Below are 16,351 nucleotides of genomic sequence, written 5' to 3'. Positions count from 1 at the left end.
TGTTTGGAAAGTGAATTATCGCAGACTTGGCAATACCGATTTATCTGTAAGTGAGATTAGTTTTGGGACATGGGGAATTGGCGGTGATTGGGGAAAGGCTGATACCCAGGATGCTCTTCTTGGTTTAAATCGCGCTATGGAGAATGGAGTTAACTTCTTTGATACGGCGGATGTATACGGAAGTGGTAGAAGCGAAGAACTGTTAAGGGAAGCGACGAAAGGCAAAGAGGATACGATCCATATTGCTACGAAATTTTGTCGAGCCGGTGATATTCATGATCCAGATACATATTCGGAAGAGGCAATTCGGGCATATTGTGAGGGCAGTCTCAAAAGGCTTGGCCGCGAACGGATTGACCTATATCAAATTCATTGTCCGCCCTTACATATTTTAAAGAATACGGATGTATTTACTGTGCTGGATAAGCTTCAGCAGGAAGGGAAAATTCGCCATTATGGCGTGAGCGTAGAGACTGTTGAAGAAGGTTTATTCTGTCTTACCATTCCAGGTGTCAGAGCATTACAGGTCATTTTCAATATATTCCGGCAAAAACCGCTTGAAGAACTCTTCCCGACAGCTAAAAAACAGGGGGTTGGTATATTAGCCCGCGTACCACTGGCCAGTGGTTTGCTAACAGGAAAATTCAGCACCCAAACAAAATTTGAAGAAAATGATCACCGTAGCTTTAATGCAAATGGAGAAAAATTTAATGTTGGTGAAACATTTGCAGGACTTGAGTTTTCAAAAGGAGTTGAGCTTAGCAATCAGCTTTCCTGGATTGCGGATGGAAGAGGTACCATGGCTAATTCAGCTTTACGATGGATTCTGGACCATGAAGAAATTACATGTGCAATACCTGGTTTTAAAAATGCGCAACAAGTTGACCAAAATTTAAAGGCGATTCAAACTAAATCCTTTTCAAAAGAAGAGTTAGATAGGCTGCAAACGTTTTATATGAATGAAGTACATGATTATATTCGCGGACCTTATTAATGCCAGTTAAACGGGAGATTGAAACGATTAATAGATAATCAATAAAAAAGGAGCAGGTATTAGAGATTTATATATTTTCTAATGCCTGTTTATTTGCACAATTTATATCTTCTTAAATAGACTAATAATAGCGTTTTCAATCACGTTTGTTGTGAAGGAATACATACAAAATATAAAATTAGGTTACACCTCTATATGATAAGGAGAGAAAGTACATGCAAATTGAACAGAAGGTATTTGGTGAAATTGAGAATCAGGAAGTTGTGCAATTTTCAATTACTAATAAATCAGGATTTACCGTTCGTTTTATAAATTATGGTTGTGTGATTACAGATATTATTGCTCCTGACCGTGAGGGAAATATGGAGAATGTCGTATTGGGGTTTGATTGTATGGAAGATTACGAGAATCATTCACCTTATTTTGGAGCGGTTGTCGGCAGAATTGCAGGACGAATCGCAAATAGTCAGTTCACTCTTAACGGGAAGTCCTACCAGATCACTAAAAACGAGGGGGATAACCACCTGCATGGAGGGGTTAAGGGGTTTAGCCATGTTCTTTGGGATTATAAAGTAGTAGAAGAAAAGGATGCTGTTGGGGTTGAATTCAGCTATACAAGTAAAGCAGGAGAAGAAGGATTCCCTGGCAAGGTAGAGGTTACAACGACTTATTTAGTAAATGAAAACAATCAGCTTGATATTCGCTATAAAGCTACCACCGATGAAGATACGATCATCAATTTAACGAATCATACATATTTTAATTTAAGTGGTGACTTGAGCAAAACAATCAAAAATCACGAATTACAGCTCGAAAGCAGTCGATATATTGAGCTTAAGGAAGATTCTATTCCGACTGGTCGATTAATTCCTGTCGAGGGAACACCGTTTGATTTTACGAATAGCAAGCCGATTTCTCAAGGTGTCGATAGTGGCTACAAACAAAATGAGTTAGCAGGCAATGGCTTTGACCATCCGTTCGTTTTGGATTCCAATTTTAATAGAGAAATAGAATTATACGATCCTGAGAGTGGACGTAAATTATTAGTGGAAACGGACCAACCAGCCGTTGTTATTTATACTTGCAATCAATCGGAAGGGGATTATAAAATCAGGGGTGTCCGTCCGCATCATCATATGGCTATATGTTTGGAAACACAGGGATTCCCAGATGCTATTAACCAACCTGATTTCCCTCCGGTCACACTTAAAAAAGATGATGTATATCAAGCGCATACGAGATATATTTTTAAATAAGGCTATGTTTAAAGAGAGTGATGCTTTTAATGGATTAGACGAGGACCTTTAAGATTGGGTCCTCTTTTTGTGTCTCTGCTTATTACAAAACCGATAGGATAATTCTCCAGTTAGCTATGACAAAACAAATTACAATGCCATTTTTAATTGCATTTACGAGAATTCTATTGTATTTTAACTCTTTCGATTTATCGTCATTTCGATACAAAGGTAGGTTAATATTATGCGGATCCTTTTCAATGAAATTGAATATAAACCAAATTAATAATCCGAAGAACGGAAGAGCTAAAATGCTTTTTTTCTCCCCCCAATGTGAAACATGACCGTTCGAATCGAATGTCATAGGAATACTATTGGGTATATCTGACCATCTAATCATTATGTATACAAAAATGATTATAAGTAGGATTAAAGATACTATATTAAAACTAAATTCAAATAATGTTTTTTTGTTTTCGATGGGATGCTTGACCATTTACGCCCTCCTTTTAAAATGGATAACCTAATTTTACCATATAACCAAATAAACGTAATGCAACTATACGAGAATCCTACAAAGTACTGAAAACTTTGGCAACCATTATCTTTAAATAAACAAAACAAAGAGAGAGCGGGGTTTAATATCCGCTCTCTCTTTCTAAAATAACCAATATACTGGTCTACAACAATGCTTTTCGTTTGTATTCCATTAATCGCTTATTGATCCAAATGGCCGCCTGTGTCGCATCCCCCATGGCAATCGTGGCCTGTTCGGAGTGCGATACAATATCTCCCGCTGCCCATACATTTTTAACATTGGTTTCTTTTGTTCGTGCATCCACTTTAATATGTCTGTTATTCTCTATATGAACACCAATTTGACTGGCCAATTCTGTATGAACTTTATTGCCGCCAAAGCCGATAAAAGCTCGATCAGCTTGCAGGGATTCACCATTTTTTAAATGGACGCCTGTAAAAAAGTCCTCTGATTCTTTTGACACAGATTCTATTTCCTCTTCTAAGTACGTAATATGATGTTGGTTAAGTTTAGATAGAATGTCCGCTGAGACAGGTGTTTTCTCATGATTGATATAGGTTATAACATCCGTCCAATTTAATAAAGATACTGCAAGATTGGCACCTGGATCACCAGCACCCATCACAATAATTTTTTTATCCATCGCTTCGTAGCCATCACAATCTGTGCATATATAAATGGTGCTGCCCAAGCACTCTCTTATATTGGGGATATCAGGTATCCGATCGGTAACGCCTGTAGCCAGTAAAATAGTCTTGGTTTGATACGTTTCGTTATCAGTCGTTACCAAAAATTCATCATCTCTTTTAGATATTTGCTTCACATCAGATTTGATGAATGTAACTCCTGTTTCAGATGCTTGCTGCTGTCCTTTTTTTCGTAATTCTTCACCACTGACGCCTTCAGGCCATCCGATGATATTTCGATAATCCTTACATAAATTAGACCGTCCTGCTTCCTTAGAATCAATAACTAAACAATTAATTTGGCTTCTGCCCATTTGTATTGCCGCCTGAGTGCCGGCAATACCTCCACCTATAACAATACATTCCCAAGAATTTCTCATAGTAGTACCATTGCCTCCTGCTTAACGTCATCCCTTAGTATCAGGATGAAATAAGATATTATACCCTTCTATACCCATTCATACTGTATTTTGACAAACAATTGGTCGAAATGTAAAAATTAGATATCCGAATAAGAATGGAGGTTGAACGATTGGATCTTAAATTAGCAGGAAAAAACGCGTTAGTGGTTGCATCTAGTCAAGGTTTAGGAAAAGCTATTGCGCAAAAGTTAGTGGAAGAGGGCGCAAATGTGATGATAACTGGCAGACATGCAAACAAGTTAGAAAAAGTGGCAAATGAACTAATCCCTTTAAACAAAAAAAGCAGGGTTGTCTATTGTGAAGTTGACATTACAAGGCCTGAACAAATTAAGGACTTGGTAAGGAAAACGGTGCAAGAGTTTGGAACAATTGATATTCTACTCAATAATGCAGGAGGACCGCCGGCAGGGACATTTATGGAATTATCTGATGAGGACTGGCAAAACTCGTTTGAATTGAATTTATTAAGCTATGTTCGAATGATTCGAGAAGTGTATCCTTATATGAAAGATCAGGGTGGAAGGATTCTTAATATGGCTTCTATTTCTGTTAAGGAACCAATTCAGGGATTGCTGTTATCCAATACATTCCGCCTTGGTATTACCGGTTTAACGAAAACATTAGCATCTGAATTTGCTCAGGACCATATCTTAATAAATACGATTGCACCTGGTGTTATATCCACAGGTAGGATAACCTATTTGGATGAAAAAACAGCCGAGCGTCAAGGGTTATCCATAGATGAAGTAAAAGAAAATGCACAAAAGCAAATTCCGCTTGGCCGATACGGAGAACCAGAGGAATTTGCTAACTATGCAGTATTTCTGTTATCAATGCTCAATACGTATGTAACCGGACAAGTATTATTAGTCGATGGTGGAAAAGTGAAGGGAATTTAATTTCTATTAGAGTTTGAAAGAATACCCGTCCATTTGTAAAAGATAGAGATTGAATGAGGAGATTTATTGAAATAAATAATTGTGTATTCGCTTTATATTTTTTTTGAATTTATTCAGCATAGCAAGTGGTTATTCTAATGAATCTCTTTGGAACTTTATATGAAAACCATTAATAATTTTGAACGGCATCGTCAACAACGATGCCGCTTTTATATGGTTCCTTTTTAATAAGATTTAATCTATGATTTTTCTTTTCCTGATAAAGAAGCGGAAATTTTAGGTGTCTCTTCGAATAAGTCTTTAAAGTCCTATTAGGTTGATAATTCAACATTAGTTCGCTTGCTTTTCGGATTTAATCTTTGAAGATACGGTTTTATTTTTGATGAAAAGCAGGTTGGGTGTCATTTTCCCTTCCATTCGCGCAGACTTACTTACCAATATAGAGATCAAATTGGCCATCGTAAAGGCTGTAATAGCAAGAAGTACTCCTGCAGCCATATCTGTCAGCCAGTGTATGCCAAGATAAATAGTGGAGAACATGATTATTCCCACACTGCCAGTCATAAACCATTTAAAAGGCTTATTGTTCGACTTATAGCTTAAGAATAATAAAGTCAGTGAAATCGAGTTATGCAGGCTTGGGAAACAGTTATTCAATCCTGATACATTCCGATATTGAGTCTCAAAGTCCGGATAAACTTCCGGGATTAAAAAGTGTACCTGAGAATGGACATACCATACCTCATTAACAGGTAAAAAAAGATAAAAGGGTATGGCAATAAGATAATTCAGCCCAACGGCATAAATAAATGTATAGAATAATTGCTTGTTTTGTTGGATGAAATAGAGGACAAATGATGTTGAAATCAAAGTGACAAATATAATGATGTAGAAAAAAGTTGTGATTTCTGTTAACCAAATATTATACAATAGGTTTTGGAAATTAGCCAGTAATTGCCCTTCATACTGCTGAATAATATGAGAATAGTCCCCGATATGAATAAAATTGCTCTCTATTTGCAATTCCAGTTTATTGATTAAAAGTATAGTCCCAAGTAATGCAAAATGAATCCATGATTTTTTGTTCTTTCGGCTATCCCATAAAATCTTAAATACGATGAAAGGGTTACGCTTTGATAGGATAATAACTAAAAAAACCGTCATAATCGTGATGGTGATAGCAATCGTAAACATAGATTGATACATATACAGACGTTCCCTTCCTGATTCAATATATTCATAGTGTATATATTATAACGTTTTGAATTGTAGGAATAGTAAAAAGGGTCCAATTTTTACATATTTTATTTGAATTGAATGATAAGCTTACAAATTTTATAAAAATCTATATAAATTTTGAAGAAAAATGAAAAACAATGAAACTTCTTAAAACTTGATTCGTAAATACAAATATGGGAAACTAAGCCTGACTACTAGAATTACAGGAGGAATTACTTTGTTAAAGAAAATGTTAACTGCTTTTATGTTGGTTACCTTTGTATTTGCACCGGTGGCTGAACATGCGTTTGTAGGAACTTCACACGAGGTTAGTGCAAAATCATACCGTTCAGGTAAAAAATCGTTCAATTCAAATAATAACCAATCTAATTTCAACCAAAACAATTCAACAGTTAATAAGCAAAAATCAACAACAAACAGCAATGCCAAAGCAACTAAAACAAATTCATTTAATAAAGGTGGATTCATGAAAAGTATGATGCTTGGCGGTATTGCCGGTTTATTATTCGGCGGTTTGCTAGCTAATATGGGTGCCATGGGATCCGTACTTGGTTTATTATTGAATGTACTTGCAATTTTGCTGATTGTTGCTTTAATCAAAAAAATCTTTACACGTAGTAACCGTCCACGAAAAGAGGTTGACGGAACGTGGAGACAATAAAAATTTCAGAGAATGAGATTATTAATTCACTTTGTGTTTATATCGCAGCTAAAAAGCAAGTCAATCCTGAACAAGTTGAAATTGAATTATTGTATGACGATAAATATGGGTTCTCCGCAGAAGCACATGTTAATGGAAGATCCCAAATTCTAATCACCGCAAACATGATTGAAGCACTGCGTTTTTATATTGAGCATGAGCTGAATATGGATCCATTTGCTGCAGCTATTGAACTTGAATTAGATGACGAGGAAGGCATTATTGCCTACGTTCAATAAAAGTATGAAAAGAGGCTTAGGCCTCTTTTTTATTATTTAAAATGATTAGCTTATAATCAGTCTATTCATCAATTGACTGGGACTGTTACGTATTTTTAGAAAATTATAAAAATGTTCGTGACTTTATACATATTGGTCGCTAATATAAAAAGCATAAGAAATTATTTAAGCGCTTACATACATATAGGAGGAAATAAAAGATGCATCCTTATTTAAATGAAGAGCATGACATATTTAGAAAATCCTTTAGAAAGTTTCTAAAAAAAGAGGCGTATCCATACTATGACCAGTGGGAGAAAGAGAAACTGATTCCAAGAGAATTTTGGTCCAAGTTTGGTCAAGAGGGATATTTATGCCCGGATTTACCAGAGCAATATGGCGGCTTGGAAACGGATTGGGGTATATCAGTTGTCATTAATGAAGAACTCGAGCGCCTTGGTTCCGGTACAATCGGGATTGGTCTCCATAATGATATTGTTGTGCCGTATATTAACGCCTATGGTACGAAAGAACAAAAGGAGAAATGGCTTCCCAAATGTGTCAGCGGGGAAATCATCACAGCTATTGCCATGACAGAACCAGGTGCAGGCTCTGATCTTGCTTCCTTATCTACATACGCAGAATTAAAAGAGGACCATTATATTTTAAATGGACAGAAGACCTTCATTACGAACGGAATCCACGCAGACCTCATCATTGTAGCTTGTAAAACGGATTTACATGCTATACCCAAGCATAAAGGAATAAGCCTGCTTGTTGTCGAAAGAGATATGGAAGGCTTCTCAAGAGGACGTAAACTAGAAAAAGTGGGTATGCATTGCCAGGATACAGCGGAGCTCCTATTTGAGGATTGTATCGTACCAAAGGGAAATTTGTTGGGAGAAGCAGGGAAAGGCTTTATGTATATGATGGATAAGCTCCAGCAGGAACGGTTAATCGTAGCTATTTCAGCTCAGGTTGCTGCTGAGGATATGCTTCAGATGACGCTCGATTATGTTAAGTCAAGGAAAGCATTCGGAAAATCAATCAGTGATTTTCAAAATACGAAGTTTAAGCTGGCTGAAATCGCATCCGACATAAAAATGGGAAGAGTATTTCTTGATCAATTAATTGCAGATCATATAGCCGGGAAGAATATAGTAGCAGAAGTCTCAATGGCCAAGTGGAAATTAACAGATATGTCTAAACGCATCTCGGTTGAATGCATGCAGCTACACGGTGGATATGGCTACATGGAAGAATACAAGATTGCCAGACGATTCAGGGATACCCCGGTTGCCAGTATTTATGCCGGTACAAATGAAATTATGAAGACGATCATTGCTAAGAACCTTGGACTTTAATGGGGGAAAGTGAATTAGCATTGGACTCAAGGTCAGGTGAGATTTAAGAGTACTATATTCAATTAATAGGAGGAAGGGGTAATAATGATGATGCACGTGCCATTAACTGTACATTCTTTGCTGGAAAGAGCTGAAAAAGTATTTCCGAAGAAAGAAGTGGTATCAAGGACTCATGATAAGGTGCAGCGATTAACGTACAAAGAGATCGGTGAAAGGACAAGAAGGCTGGCGGATGTACTCCAGAAAATGAATGTATCAAGAGGTGATAAAGTCGGTACGCTGGCGTGGAATCACCATCGCCATCTCGAAGCATATTTTGCAGTACCTGGCATTGGAGCTGTTGTCCATACCATTAATATTCGTTTATCCGCAGAACATATTACCTATATTATTAATCATGCAGAAGACAAGGTACTATTGATTGATGAAGATATTGTACCCCTAATAGAAAAAATCGCCCCAGCGCTGACAACCGTCAAGGCCTATATCATTATGACGGATCAGACAGAAATACCCTCAACAAGTCTTAAACCCGCATATTCATATGAAGAACTTCTAGCAGTCGGCAACCCGAAAACTCCATTTATAAATGATTTAGATGAAAATGAAATAGCAGGAATGTGCTATACATCAGCAACAACTGGGAATCCAAAAGGTGTATTGTATTCGCACCGGGGGATTGTGCTGCATAGCTTCGCACTCGGCCTAGCAGATACAACAGCTGTTTCTGAACGTGATGTGGTCATGCCTGTTGTGCCAATGTTTCATGTGAATGCCTGGGGATTGCCATTTGCGGCCACCTGGTTTGGAGCAACTCAGGTTCTGCCTGGACCTCAATTTAATCCTAAATTATTAGCCGAATTTATCCAATCAGAAGGTGTGACAAAAACAGCTGGTGTGCCGACAATTTGGTTAGGTCTCCTGCAGGAGCTTGAAAAAGGTACATATGATACCAGCACATTGGAATTTATTTTATGCGGTGGCTCGGCTGCACCAAAAGGATTGATTAAGCAATTTGAAATTAAATATAAAATACCATTCCTACATGCTTATGGAATGACAGAAACGGCACCATTGGCAACTGTATCACGTCTGAAAAGCTATCAGTTAGACTTACCGGAAGAAGAGCTGCTCGATATTAGAGCTAAGCAAGGCTTGCTTGTACCAGGCCTGGAAATGAAAGTGGTCGGCTCTGAAGGAGAAGTGAACTGGAACGGATTGGATATGGGTGAGCTGATGTTACGGGGCAACTGGATTGCAGATGAATATTATCGTGATGAACGGACTGCTGAGGCATTTAAAGACGGATGGCTGTTGACTGGAGATATAGCAACTGTAGATGAAGAGGGCACAATCAAGCTGGTCGATCGAACAAAGGATTTAATTAAGAGCGGAGGTGAATGGATTTCATCTGTTGATCTGGAAAACGCCTTAATGGCTCATGAGGCGATATTTGAAGCAAGTGTCGTAGCCATACCGCATCCCGAATGGCAGGAAAGACCGGTCGGTTGTGTAGTTCTTAAGCCTGAATTTCATGGAAAGGTTACCGAAGAAGAGATTCAAAGCTTCCTTAAGCCGCAATTTGCAAAATGGTGGATTCCAGATGAAATCATCTTTATGGATGAAATCCCGAAAACCTCCGTTGGTAAATTTCTAAAGGCTAAATTGAGAGAAATGATTCAAGAGAGAGTATCTAATAACTAATAGTGGATAGGTAGGGGAGAAGTCTAAACCATCAAGGATATGGTTTAGGCTTTTTTATTGCGGTTGCTTTATAAATCTAAGGATGAATCGGTAAATGCTGGTATGATTTGTTCTCTCCTGTAAAGAATAAAGGAATAACTACTATTCATTAAGGAGTGTACTTTATGAACCAGTCATTAGGATATGTGAAGGAAATTTTATCAGCACATACGGAGGACAGCAAAGTTGGCAAGCATATTTATAATATGATTTCTGACGGAAATTACGACAGCGGAGAACAGTTTGTCAGAGATTTATCAGTGGGTGAAAGTCACTACCTAAATAGGGTTTTACAAAATGCCATTGCTTATTCAAACCAAGAGCAGGACGAAGAACGATCCAAGCATTTAAATGAGATTTATGAGTTGTTGTTTGTTTGAAGAATTTTTATTTCGCACGACTTCAAGATTACAAAATCAAGCTTTGCTGACATCATACGTTTCAGGGAGAAGGCAGAACGATTCAATTATTCCAGAGACACTATATAAGATTTATTTACTAAAAATTGCTCAAGAAGAAAGGAGGTGCATAGCAACTCCTTTTTTATATTTGTCCTATCAAGGCAAAATAGAGAACGAACGTACTGGGAAGCCTGACGCTTTTTCAGGTTTCGGTACGATATTAAAGATGATAGCTCCTTTAGGAGGCAACTTGTCCAGGTTTTTCATGAGTTCAATTTGATACGTATCCTGAGAAAGTACATAATATTCGCCTCTAAGTTCCCCATTTTTACGGAAGTCAATAGCTGAATCGGTGTCAAAGGTTTCATGGCCAATAGCTTTGATTCTTCGTTCTTCAAACAAAAATTTCAACGCTTCATAGCCCCAGCCAGGGATATGATTATGGCCTTCCTCATCTTTGTTGGAGAAGGCCTCTTTGTCTGGCCAGCGCTTGCTCCAGTCGGTGCGCAAAGCCACAAATGTATTTGCCTCAATTGTTCCGTGTTCTGTTTCAAAATCTAAAATATCATGGATGGTGAGTGTGAAATCAGGATTCTTCGCCGCCTCTTTTGATTTGTCAATCACAATCAAGGGCAACACAAGCTCCTTTAGTTCCAATTCGTCCAAATACCGGGTGTCTGGCACGAAATGAATGGGAGGATCAATATGGGTTCCATATTGACCAGCGAACGAATAACGCTGTGCCATGAATCCGTCTTCATGAGTAAATAAAGTATCAATCTGTGCGTCATCAAACATAAAGAAATGAGGGGAATCTGGTCCAAATGTATGAGTGAGGTCCACCCACTCCTTAGATTTCAAGATATTAAGTACCTGCAACAGATTGTTTACCATCTACTCAGCCTCCATAATTTTCAATTTTCAAATAATTATTATATACTTTATCATAGAGGTGTAACGGCAACAAGCTCTCCCTTTAAAAAGAATATCAGGTATGATATTTTTTATTACTTTTGCAATAGTTAATATCATTACAGATAAGAGAATGGTTAATGAATTGAGCATGATTTTTACCAATAGTGAAATAGAATTATTCATTCTTAAAAAACTTATCCCGGTCAAAGTTATTATTGCAAACCAGTGACGGTTTTACTATTAGAAATTTAAAAAATCTGTATTCAACTATTGGTTAAATAAATTATAATTAAATTACTATATTCGCTAATTCGGGGAATTTACAAATGCATTCGCTTTCCCCTTTTATTAATTAGATCCAATCGATTAGATTGATAGAAATATCGAAAGGGGATACTTATATTTGAATTCAAAATACCTGGACTTACTCGTCCAAAAATATGATTGTGAAGAAAAAGTAGTAACAGAAATTATTAATTTGGAAGCCATCCTTAACCTACCGAAGGGGACAGAACATTTTGTCAGTGATTTACATGGGGAGTATCAAGCTTTTCAACATGTACTGAGAAACGGTTCCGGGAATGTAAAACAAAAAATCAAAGACTTGTTTCAAGATGTTTTATTAGAAAAAGAAATTAATGAATTTGCGACATTAGTTTATTATCCTGAAGAGAAATTAAAGTTAATTAAAAATCAATTTGATAATAAAGAAGAATTGAATCAATGGTATATCGTTATTATTGAGCGGATGATGAGACTTATTTCTCATGCTTCATCCAAATATACCCGTTCGAAATTAAGAAAAGCATTGCCAAAGCAGTTTGAATTTATTATCGAAGAACTGCTGTACAAAACGAATCAAGCAAATAAGGAAAAATATTATAATGAAATTGTTGAGCAAATCATCTCCTTAGGCCAAGCTGATAAACTCATAACAGGTCTTGCCTATACAACTCAGAGATTGGTTGTCGATCATCTTCATGTTGTTGGCGATATATATGACCGTGGACCTGAACCTGATAAAATCATGGAAACTCTAATCAATTATCATTCGGTTGATATTCAGTGGGGTAACCACGATGTACTTTGGCTAGGTGCTTATTCTGGTTCATTGGTTTGTCTTGCTAATATTATTCGTATTTGTGCAAGGTATGACAATCTCGATATTATTGAAGATGTGTATGGAATCAATTTGAGGCCTTTGTTAACTCTGGCTGAGAAATACTATGATGACAATCCGGCTTTCAGACCAAAGGTACATTCAGATCAGAAACTATCTAGTCATGAAAAATTACAAATAACGAAAATTCATCAAGCAATTGCGATGATTCAATTCAAACTCGAAATGCCTATAATAAAGAGACGTCCGTGCTTTAATATGTCAGATAGGCTTTTATTAGAGAAAATTGATTATGATAAAAATGAAATAACGATTTATGGGGAGACTTACCCTCTTGAAAACACTTGCTTTGCCACGGTTAATCCCGAACAGCCTGAACAGTTATTAGAGGAAGAACAGCAGGTTATGGAAAAGTTATTATTCTCAGTTCAGAATTCAGAAAAGCTCGCGAGACATATGAATTTCCTTATGAAGAAAGGAAGCCTTTATTTAAAATATAACGGGAACCTATTAATACATGGGTGTATTCCTTTAGATGAAGAAGGAAATATGGAGAAGATGACCGTCGATAATAACACCTATTCAGGTCGTGAGTTACTTGATGTTTTTGAGCAATATTTACGTTATTCTTTTGCACATCCTGAAGAGTCGGGTGATCTTGCGACGGATATGGTCTGGTATTTATGGACGGGAGAATATTCGTCACTCTTTGGAAAAAGAGAAATGACAACTTTTGAGAGGTACTTTATTAAGGACAAGTCAACCCATAAAGAAAGAAAGAATCCATACTATCATTTACGCGAGAATGAAGAAATTTGTCGCAAAATACTAGCTGATTTTGATCTGGATCCTGACACAGGTCATATCATAAATGGCCATACACCAGTTAAAGAAATAGAGGGAGAAAATCCAGTTAAGGCAAATGGAAAAATGATCGTAATTGATGGAGGTTTCTCCAAAGCATACCAATCAACTACAGGCATAGCAGGATATACATTGCTATATAATTCTTACGGTATGCAATTGGTCGCCCATAAGCATTTTAATTCAAAGGAAGATGTCTTACTTAACGGGACAGATGTTTTATCAATAAAAAGATTGGTAGATAAAGAATTAAAACGGAAAAAGGTTAGAGAAACCAATATTGGAGAGAAAATAATTCAGGAAATTTCAATATTAAATAGTTTAAGGGAATATCGCTATATGGATTGATAGCAGCTTGTACTTAAAAAACAGGAACAGTGTTCCTGTTTTTTTTGTTTAAGCAAAATCAATATGGTTAACTTTATACTTCATGTATCGGTCTTCCAAATGTGTTTATACCTATATTCTTTAATTGCTTTTCTAAATGTTCTGGCTTCACTTTCCCGTTCTCTTGGCAGTAAGTTGGATAGTAATAAGTAATAAGGTGAGGCGACATGTGCGTCTAAATTCAGCCACACTGTACGATAGATATTGTGTACATCTCTTACGGGTAAAAATTCTCCGCTTTCCAATTCCACATCATCATCAACACCATATTCGAACCGGCAACAAGAACATATTTCAAAAGAACCCACTTGTAACTGTTTGGAATCATAATAAGCGGGTTCATCAAGCCCTTTATGACCGCATACGGGGCAAATATATTTCATAGTTTATAATCTCCTTGTTAATTGTGTGACTTCTAAATAAAGGTAAATGACTTCTTTGTTTTCTTTATTTCCTATATTATAGTGAGGGGTTCCTTAAATTATCAAACCTATTGTAATCTATAATTTACAAATAAGTCTGAATACGCTTATCTTATTATTTGGGATACATGTAAACTTTGCAATAATTAGAATTGATTTCAAGAAATTACGAACAGGGGGAAATGTTTTGAAGAAAATTATACTAATCATCGCAGTACTGTTAATGGTTTCTTTTGTACCTGATGCTTTTGCGCATTCTCATTTAGAGAGTTCTACACCTAGTGACGGAGAAGTTATTTCAGAAGAGTTACGTGAAATAACATTAATATTTAGTGGGAAAATTGAACAAGGCAGTACTTTTAAACTATTGGATTCCAAGGAACAAGCTGTTTCAGTTGAAAATATTACGATCACGGACACTGAAATTACAGGAACAATTCCTGTTAGTTTGATAAATGGAAATTATGTTGTTGATTGGAATATTATTAGTGCAGATGGCCATCAAATGGAAGGGGAGTTTTCATTCGAGGTGAAAATTACTGAGACTGAATCTCCACTAGCTAATAACGATGAGGAAGAACAAGTGAGTAAAAATGTAGAAAATCATGAAGGAAATCAAGATGGTTTAAATGAACAGGATTCGAATGAAAATGTTGCTAATGATCAAACAGAAAATGATATATCATCCAATCTCGTTCCTATTATTATCGGTGTTTTAATAGTCACTATTATAATCACCTTTATTGCATTAAGGAGAAAAAAATAAACAATGTCCTCTGTAATTTTTAGCGAAGTTGCCCTATATCTTTGTCTTTCCATATTAATGGGCAGTTTTATTCTATCCATTGTTCCAAACCATCATCGGCCTAGCATATCTGTAGGAAAGAAATATATGATCTTAGCTGCCATTGGTGTTGGATTATTTTCTTTTTCACCCGTACTCATTCGAATCTTGAACTTACAGCAAAGAGTAGACTGGCAGGGGAGAATACAAACGGTATTATTAACGTTCGAAATTGGCAAGGCATGGATTTTTACAACTATTGTGATGTTAATTTTACTCCTGTTTATTGCTAAATTTCACCAAAGAGAAGATTCTAAATACTCTTGGATTGGATGTATTTTAACCATTCTTTTGATTATGGGCCTTGCTTGGTCCAGTCATGCAAGTACATCGGAACAGATCATCGGTTTTTTAACTCATTTTGTGCATGTTACTGCTGTAACGGTCTGGGTTGGTATTCTATTTGTTATAAGTTGGTTCTCAAAAAATCAAGAGAATTGGCTGCAGTTTTTGCGATGGTTTACCCCAATCGCAATTAGTTGTGTCCTAGTGACAGCTGCTTCAGGAATAGTCCTTATGACATTTGTTATAGATCTATCGCAATATCCAAATTCTTGGATGGTTGATTATGGACAATTTTTATTGATAAAACATATTCTTATTATGGTGCTGCTTGCCTACGCTTTCGTTAATGGCATACTCATTCGACGGAGGTTAAGGGAGGACGAAACCTTTAATCCAGTTCCCTGGGTGAAAGCCGAAAGTATAGTAGCACTACTGATTTTTTCGGCAACTGCTGCAATGAGCCAGCAATCACCGCCAAGTGCAGGTACATTGGAACATGAAGGATTATCTTTTCTATTCGAACTCTTTTATCAAGGTCAGTATTATTCAGGAATGGATGTTCAGATGAGTGTAAATTCAATCAGTATCTTACTTATTACTATTGCTTTTCTATTTTTAGCCTTGCTATTTTATGCGTTTATTAAAAAAGCTTCATCAATGATCACATTAGTGCTTAGTATCTTCTTTGTCCTTTCAAGCTATTTGGCTTTGATCATGAGTGTTAGTTAAAAGGGAATTATTATAAATTTTTCCGTAGGTTTTAAGTTAGCGATTATAAAATAAGTTTATTTTTAACAAAATGGGTGCCATTCATGAATGGATTGGCCTTTTTCTATATAAGGAATATATGTCGATGTACGGGCTACGCTGAAATTGAAAAAGCGATTAAATCGGTGATTAAACGTGAAGCAATAGAGTAACGAATAACTACAAAGTATTCATAGGGTGTGGTCATCAAGCAAAAAAGATTTAATCGCTTTGCCAACTATATTTTATATTCGTTCTTACGAAACGAAAGTCAGCAGAAGCATAATGAATAGGAACGTCCTAGGCATTTATAGGACGTTTTTATTAA

At 36.5% G+C, this 16,351-nt stretch carries 16 protein-coding genes; 11 read left to right on the top strand and 5 right to left on the bottom strand.

The annotated features are described in order from the left end of the window. Positions 1-10: 10 nt before the first annotated feature. Together AC4G3N_RS01260 and AC4G3N_RS01255 are read left to right on the top strand one after the other, a co-directional pair. Positions 11-994 carry an aldo/keto reductase gene (locus AC4G3N_RS01260; RefSeq protein ID WP_066103523.1) on the top strand — a complete coding sequence of 328 codons (984 nt, stop codon included), beginning with the start codon at positions 11-13 and terminating at the stop codon, positions 992-994. 215 nt (positions 995-1,209) lie between these two features. Further along, positions 1,210-2,250: an aldose epimerase family protein gene (locus AC4G3N_RS01255; RefSeq protein WP_491089578.1), complete on the top strand. Its 1,041-nt coding sequence runs from the start codon at positions 1,210-1,212 to the stop codon at positions 2,248-2,250. 82 nt (positions 2,251-2,332) lie between these two features. Here AC4G3N_RS01255 and AC4G3N_RS01250 read toward each other — a convergent pair whose 3' ends face one another. Both AC4G3N_RS01250 and AC4G3N_RS01245 read right to left on the bottom strand, forming a co-directional pair. Then, positions 2,333-2,725, bottom strand: coding sequence for a DUF1648 domain-containing protein (locus AC4G3N_RS01250; RefSeq protein ID WP_490551507.1), 393 nt, complete (start codon positions 2,723-2,725; stop codon positions 2,333-2,335). A gap of 184 nt (positions 2,726-2,909) precedes the next feature. Next, entirely contained in the window at positions 2,910-3,833 is a 924-nt protein-coding gene (locus AC4G3N_RS01245; protein ID WP_490551508.1) for an NAD(P)/FAD-dependent oxidoreductase, read from the bottom strand. Positions 3,834-3,985: 152 nt separating this feature from the next. On the opposite strand from AC4G3N_RS01245, the gene AC4G3N_RS01240 reads away from it, so the two are divergent. Beyond that, entirely contained in the window at positions 3,986-4,774 is a 789-nt protein-coding gene (locus AC4G3N_RS01240) for an SDR family oxidoreductase (protein ID WP_066103531.1), read from the top strand. Between the two features lie 330 nt (positions 4,775-5,104). Here AC4G3N_RS01240 and AC4G3N_RS01235 read toward each other — a convergent pair whose 3' ends face one another. Next, positions 5,105-5,980 carry a phosphatase PAP2 family protein gene (locus tag AC4G3N_RS01235; protein WP_066103533.1) on the bottom strand — a complete coding sequence of 292 codons (876 nt, stop codon included), beginning with the start codon at positions 5,978-5,980 and terminating at the stop codon, positions 5,105-5,107. 250 nt (positions 5,981-6,230) lie between these two features. Between AC4G3N_RS01235 and AC4G3N_RS01230 the strand changes: the two genes are divergently transcribed. From AC4G3N_RS01230 to AC4G3N_RS01210, 5 genes are all read left to right on the top strand, one after another. Continuing rightward, positions 6,231-6,674 (top strand): hypothetical protein, encoded by a 444-nt coding sequence (locus tag AC4G3N_RS01230; RefSeq protein ID WP_225983572.1) that lies wholly within the window; start codon positions 6,231-6,233, stop codon positions 6,672-6,674. Continuing rightward, the gene (locus AC4G3N_RS01225; RefSeq protein ID WP_066103535.1) at positions 6,662-6,952 is read left to right on the top strand and encodes a YxcD family protein; all 291 of its coding nucleotides are present in this window, start codon (positions 6,662-6,664) and stop codon (positions 6,950-6,952) included. Before AC4G3N_RS01230 ends, AC4G3N_RS01225 begins: the two co-directional genes overlap by 13 nt. A gap of 200 nt (positions 6,953-7,152) precedes the next feature. Then, positions 7,153-8,295 (top strand): acyl-CoA dehydrogenase family protein, encoded by a 1,143-nt coding sequence (locus AC4G3N_RS01220; protein WP_491089577.1) that lies wholly within the window; start codon positions 7,153-7,155, stop codon positions 8,293-8,295. 84 nt (positions 8,296-8,379) lie between these two features. Then, complete coding sequence (locus tag AC4G3N_RS01215) at positions 8,380-9,999, top strand: long-chain fatty acid--CoA ligase (RefSeq protein ID WP_066103538.1); 1,620 nt, start codon at positions 8,380-8,382, stop codon at positions 9,997-9,999. Between the two features lie 164 nt (positions 10,000-10,163). Beyond that, positions 10,164-10,418 carry a sigma-G-dependent sporulation-specific acid-soluble spore protein CsgA gene (locus AC4G3N_RS01210; RefSeq protein ID WP_066103540.1) on the top strand — a complete coding sequence of 85 codons (255 nt, stop codon included), beginning with the start codon at positions 10,164-10,166 and terminating at the stop codon, positions 10,416-10,418. A gap of 177 nt (positions 10,419-10,595) precedes the next feature. Here the strand turns inward: AC4G3N_RS01210 and AC4G3N_RS01205 are convergent, their stop codons facing one another. Next, positions 10,596-11,333, bottom strand: coding sequence for a cyclase family protein (locus AC4G3N_RS01205; RefSeq protein ID WP_139891876.1), 738 nt, complete (start codon positions 11,331-11,333; stop codon positions 10,596-10,598). Between the two features lie 424 nt (positions 11,334-11,757). On the opposite strand from AC4G3N_RS01205, the gene fbp reads away from it, so the two are divergent. Next, positions 11,758-13,686, top strand: a complete 1,929-nt coding sequence (gene fbp, locus AC4G3N_RS01200; protein ID WP_066103543.1) for a fructose-1,6-bisphosphatase — start codon at positions 11,758-11,760, stop codon at positions 13,684-13,686. An 80-nt stretch (positions 13,687-13,766) separates the two neighbouring features. Here the strand turns inward: fbp and AC4G3N_RS01195 are convergent, their stop codons facing one another. After that, positions 13,767-14,108 (bottom strand): hypothetical protein, encoded by a 342-nt coding sequence (locus AC4G3N_RS01195; RefSeq protein ID WP_491089576.1) that lies wholly within the window; start codon positions 14,106-14,108, stop codon positions 13,767-13,769. A gap of 226 nt (positions 14,109-14,334) precedes the next feature. On the opposite strand from AC4G3N_RS01195, the gene AC4G3N_RS01190 reads away from it, so the two are divergent. Both AC4G3N_RS01190 and AC4G3N_RS01185 read left to right on the top strand, forming a co-directional pair. Next, positions 14,335-14,913 carry a copper resistance CopC family protein gene (locus AC4G3N_RS01190; protein WP_491089575.1) on the top strand — a complete coding sequence of 193 codons (579 nt, stop codon included), beginning with the start codon at positions 14,335-14,337 and terminating at the stop codon, positions 14,911-14,913. A gap of 3 nt (positions 14,914-14,916) precedes the next feature. After that, entirely contained in the window at positions 14,917-16,005 is a 1,089-nt protein-coding gene (locus AC4G3N_RS01185) for a copper resistance D family protein (protein WP_139891878.1), read from the top strand. Positions 16,006-16,351: the final 346 nt, after the last annotated feature.

This window comes from Bacillus sp. z50 (genome assembly GCF_058313585.1).
The sequence above is the reverse complement of the archived record's forward strand: the minus strand, read 5'-3'. Positions and strand labels throughout refer to the sequence as shown.

What these genes read in the sequence shown, in the direction of transcription:
- AC4G3N_RS01215 (WP_066103538.1), top strand. Translation starts at nt 8,380, where the DNA reads ATGATGATGCACGTGCCATTAACTGTACATTCTTTGCTGGAAAGAGCT.
- AC4G3N_RS01210 (WP_066103540.1), top strand. Translation starts at nt 10,164, where the DNA reads ATGAACCAGTCATTAGGATATGTGAAGGAAATTTTATCAGCACATACG.
- AC4G3N_RS01255 (WP_491089578.1), top strand. Translation starts at nt 1,210, where the DNA reads ATGCAAATTGAACAGAAGGTATTTGGTGAAATTGAGAATCAGGAAGTT.
- AC4G3N_RS01195 (WP_491089576.1), bottom strand. Translation starts at nt 14,108, where the DNA reads ATGAAATATATTTGCCCCGTATGCGGTCATAAAGGGCTTGATGAACCC.
- AC4G3N_RS01250 (WP_490551507.1), bottom strand. Translation starts at nt 2,725, where the DNA reads ATGGTCAAGCATCCCATCGAAAACAAAAAAACATTATTTGAATTTAGT.
- AC4G3N_RS01245 (WP_490551508.1), bottom strand. Translation starts at nt 3,833, where the DNA reads ATGAGAAATTCTTGGGAATGTATTGTTATAGGTGGAGGTATTGCCGGC.
- AC4G3N_RS01235 (WP_066103533.1), bottom strand. Translation starts at nt 5,980, where the DNA reads ATGTATCAATCTATGTTTACGATTGCTATCACCATCACGATTATGACG.
- AC4G3N_RS01205 (WP_139891876.1), bottom strand. Translation starts at nt 11,333, where the DNA reads ATGGTAAACAATCTGTTGCAGGTACTTAATATCTTGAAATCTAAGGAG.
- AC4G3N_RS01185 (WP_139891878.1), top strand. Translation starts at nt 14,917, where the DNA reads ATGTCCTCTGTAATTTTTAGCGAAGTTGCCCTATATCTTTGTCTTTCC.
- AC4G3N_RS01220 (WP_491089577.1), top strand. Translation starts at nt 7,153, where the DNA reads ATGCATCCTTATTTAAATGAAGAGCATGACATATTTAGAAAATCCTTT.